At 74.1% G+C, this 3,893-nt stretch carries 4 protein-coding genes; 2 read left to right on the plus strand and 2 right to left on the minus strand.

Going from position 1 to position 3,893, the window contains the following annotated elements; all coding sequences use genetic code 11:
* Window positions 1-44: 44 nt before the first annotated feature.
* Together cydB and ABQ292_RS26135 are read right to left on the minus strand one after the other, a co-directional pair.
* Window positions 45-1,064, minus strand: a complete 1,020-nt coding sequence (cydB, locus tag ABQ292_RS26130) for a cytochrome d ubiquinol oxidase subunit II (protein WP_369210620.1) — start codon at window positions 1,062-1,064, stop codon at window positions 45-47.
* A gap of 11 nt (window positions 1,065-1,075) precedes the next feature.
* The gene (locus ABQ292_RS26135) at window positions 1,076-2,650 is read right to left on the minus strand and encodes a cytochrome ubiquinol oxidase subunit I (protein WP_369210621.1); all 1,575 of its coding nucleotides are present in this window, start codon (window positions 2,648-2,650) and stop codon (window positions 1,076-1,078) included.
* Window positions 2,651-2,821: 171 nt separating this feature from the next.
* Here ABQ292_RS26135 and ABQ292_RS26140 point away from each other — a divergent pair, with 171 nt between their 5' ends.
* Both ABQ292_RS26140 and ABQ292_RS26145 read left to right on the plus strand, forming a co-directional pair.
* Entirely contained in the window at window positions 2,822-3,181 is a 360-nt protein-coding gene (locus tag ABQ292_RS26140; protein ID WP_369210622.1) for a BlaI/MecI/CopY family transcriptional regulator, read from the plus strand.
* 1 nt (window position 3,182) lies between these two features.
* Window positions 3,183-3,893 (plus strand): M56 family metallopeptidase (locus ABQ292_RS26145; protein ID WP_369210623.1); only part of this gene is annotated, 711 nt, incomplete at its 3' end.

Here is a 3,893-nt window from a genome sequence, read left to right on the forward strand (position 1 = left end):
CAGCCCCGGCACGCCGGCCAGCGGCGCCAGCGGACCCCGCGAGGTCACGCCGCCACCTGCGCGGAGGCGTCGTCGTGCCCGGGCTCGGCGGTGAGCCGCCGGCGGAACACCCAGTAGGTCCAGGCCTGGTAGGCCAGCACCACCGGCAGGCCGACGGCGGCCACCCAGGTCATGACGGTGAGCGTGTAGTCGCTGACCGAGGCCTGCGCGATCGTGACGTCGAACGCCGGGTCGATCGTCGAGGGGACGACCACCGGGTAGGCGGCGCCGAACAGCGTGGCCGCCGAGGCCAGCAGCACCGTGGCCCAGCCGGCGAAGGCCTGCCCCTCGCGGTCGAGCCGGACGCGGGTCCAGGTGACGACGACGGCCAGCGCCGCGACCAGCCACAGCAGGCCGGTGACCAGCGTGCCCGAGCGCAGCTGCACCAGTCCGGCCCAGGCCAGCAGGGGCAGCGCGCCCACCGGCGACACGCGCAGCGCGAAGGCCCGTGCCCGCAGCCGCAGCGGGCCGTCGGTCTTCAGCGCCAGGAACAGCGCGCCGTGCACCAGCGAGTAGGCGACGACGGCGACCGCGCCGAGCAGCGACGACCAGCCCAGACCGGCGAGGGCGCCGCCGACCCGGGTGCCGGAACCGTCGACGGGCAGCCCCAGCGTGGTGGCGCCCAGTGCCGCGCCGATGCCGGCCGCCGCGACCAGCGAGCCGCCGGTGATGACGCGGGTCCAGGCCGCGTCCCACCGCGGGTCGTGCGAGCCGTGCCGCCACTCGAAGGCCACCGCCCGCACGATCAGGCCGAGCAGCACGACGACGAAGGGCAGGTACAGCGCCGGCAGCCAGGTGGCGTACCAGCCGGGGAAGGCGGCGAACACCGCGCCGGTGGCAGTGATCAGCCAGACCTCGTTGCCGTCCCACACCGGGCCGATCGTCCGCAGCATGAGGTGCCGGTCGGCGGTCCGGCGGCCGAGCACCGGCAGCAGCGCGGCGACCCCGAAGTCGAAGCCCTCGAGCAGCAGGAAGCCGGTCCACAGCACCGCGACGGCGGCGAACCACAGGGTCTGCAGGTCCATGGTCGTGCTCCTCAGTACGCGAAGGAGAGGACGTCGTCGCCGGTTCGCGAGCCGTCGGGCCGGTCGCCGTCGTCGTCCCGGTGCGACCGGTCGCCGCCGACGGCCGGTGGGGTGGGCGTGGTGTCGCCGGTGGTGACGCCGCGGCGGACCAGCCGGGTGATGAGGAACAGCTCGACGACGGCGAGGCCGCCGTAGAGCAGGCCGAGGCTGATCAGCGACGTCCACACCTCGCCGGCGCTGATGCCGGGGGAGACGGCCTGGGCGGTGAAGAAGTACACCTGCTCGCCGACCGGGACGTCGGGGTTGGGGTGGACGACGAAGGGCTGGCGGCCCATCTCGGTGAACACCCACCCGGTCGCGTTGGCCACGAACGGCGCGCCGACGGCGAGCAGTGACCCGTGGACGCCGATCCGCGAGGTCGGCACCCGGCCGCGGCGGGTCGACCAGAGCGCGTAGGCGGCCACCCCGGCCGAGACCGCGCCCATGCCGATCATGAGCCGGAAGCTCCAGTAGGTCACCGCCAGCACCGGCGTGTAGTCGATGGGCTGGCCGGCCCGGTCGCCGAAGGACGGGTCGTCGGGGTAGGTCTCGCCGTAGACCTCCGAGTACTGCTCCTGCAGCTCGTCGACCCCCGGGACGGCGGTGGAGAAGTCGCTGTGCGCGAGGAAGGACAGCAGCCCCGGGACGGTGTAGCTGTGCACGTCGTCGCACTCGTTGCTGCCGAGCTTGGCCCAGGCGAACAGGGAGAACGGCGCCGGCGCCTCGGTCTCGCACAGCGCCTCGGCCGAGCTCATCTTCAGCGGCTGCTGCTCGTACATGAGCTTGCCCTGCCAGTCGCCGGTGAGCGCCACGAGGACGAACGCGGCCAGCGAGACGAACCCGCCGAGACGCACCGAGCGGCGCCAGACGGAATGGTCGACGTCCGTGGTCGGCCGCTCGGCCAGCTCGCGGCGGCGCAGCTGCCACAGGCCGATGCCGACCAGCAGCGCGCCGGCGACCATGAGCGCCGCGACGATCGCGTGGCTGAAGGCGGCCAGGGCGGTGTTGTTGGTCAGCACGGCGAGGAAGTCGACCTGCTGCAGGCGGCCGTCCTCGCCGACGACGACGCCGACCGGGTGCTGCATCCACGAGTTGGCCGCGATGATGAAGTACGCGCTGACGATCGAGCCGACGACGGCGGCCCACAGCGAGGCCAGGTGCAGCTTCTTCGGGATGCGGCCCCAGCCGAAGATCCACAGGCCGAGGAACGTCGACTCGAGGAAGAAGGCGAGCAGCGCCTCGAGCGCGAGCAGCGAGCCGAAGACGTCGCCGACGAAGCGCGAGTACTCGCTCCAGGCCAGGCCGAACTGGAACTCCTGCACCAGGCCGGTGGCCACGCCGAGGACGAAGTTGACCAGGTAGACGCGGCCCCAGAAGCGGGTCATGCGCAGCCACTCGGGCTTGCCGGTGCGCACCCACATGGTGTGCATGACGGCGACCAGGACCCCCAGGCCGATGGTCAGCGGGACCATCAGGAAGTGGTAGACGGTCGTGATGCCGAACTGCCAGCGGGCGATGTCCAGCACGTCGAGGTCCAGGACGTCCACGGCACTGCTCCTCACACCGGCGCGACCCTCGGCCGACGCCTCCTTTCTACGCTCCGTAGAACGACTTCTCTACGTCCCGTAGAAAGTGTCGCGGTGAGGTGCGCGACAGGGTTCGTGCGCCGGAGCGGTGATGCGTTCTACGCTGGGTAGAAAGCGACCGGAGGAGGAGCCGTGGCGTCACTGGGCGACCTGGAGCGCGCCGTCATGGACCGCCTGTGGGCCGCCGACGGCGCGGTGGCCGCGACGGAGCTGCGCGACGCGCTGGCCGGCCGCGGCCTGGCGCTGACCACCGTGCACACCGTGCTGTCCCGGCTGGAGGGCAAGGGCTTCGTGGCGCACGACGACGCCCGGCCCCGCCGGTTCCGCCCGACGGCCAGCCGCGAGCAGCACGCCGCCGAGCTCATGCACGAGGTCCTCGGTCGCTCCGGCGACCGGCAGGCGGTGCTGGCCCGCTTCGTCGGCGGCGTCGACCCCGAGGAGGCCCGCCTGCTGCGGCAGCTGCTGAGCGAGACGGCGCCGGACGCCCGCTGACGTGCTGCCCGCGACCGCCGCGGCGCTCGCGGTCCTCGCCGCGCTGCTGGCCTGGCCGGTGCCGGCGCTGCTCGGCCGCGCCCGCTGGCCCCGGCGTGACCCGCTCGTGGCGCTGGTGTGCTGGCAGGCGATCGGCCTGGCCGGCGGCCTGTCGATCATCGGCGCGCTGCTCGTGCACGGCCTGGCGCCGTGGGGGCACTCGCTGCCCGAGGCCGGCTGGGCGGTGCTGACCGGGGAGCCGTCCGAGGGCGCCGTCCGGGGCGATCACTGGGTGGCGCTGACGCTGGCCGGCGTCCTGACCGCGGAGCTGCTCGGCGTGCTGGCGCTGTCGTGGGTGCGCACCGCCCGCACCCGCCGCCGGCACCGGGAGCTGCTCGAGCTGGTCGTCCAGCCCGCACCGGCGGCGCCGGACGCGCGGCTGCTCGAGCACCCCGCGCCGGTGGCGTTCTGCATCCCCGGTGCCCGCCCGCTGCTGGTGCTGTCCTCGGGCATGGTCGCCGAGCTCGACGACGACCAGCTGGCCGCGGTCGTCGCGCACGAGCGGGCGCACCTCGCCGAGCACCACCACCTCTACCTGCTGCCGTTCGTGGCGTGGGAGGCGGCGCTGCCGGTGCTGCCCCCGGCCGCCCGCGCGCACGCCGCCGTCCGCGAGCTGGTGGAGATGCGCGCCGACGACCGCGCGCTGACGTCGTTGCGGAGCCCCGAGCCGCGG

The sequence above is a fragment of the Geodermatophilus maliterrae genome (assembly GCF_041018925.1).
Taxonomy (GTDB): domain Bacteria; phylum Actinomycetota; class Actinomycetes; order Mycobacteriales; family Geodermatophilaceae; genus Geodermatophilus; species Geodermatophilus maliterrae.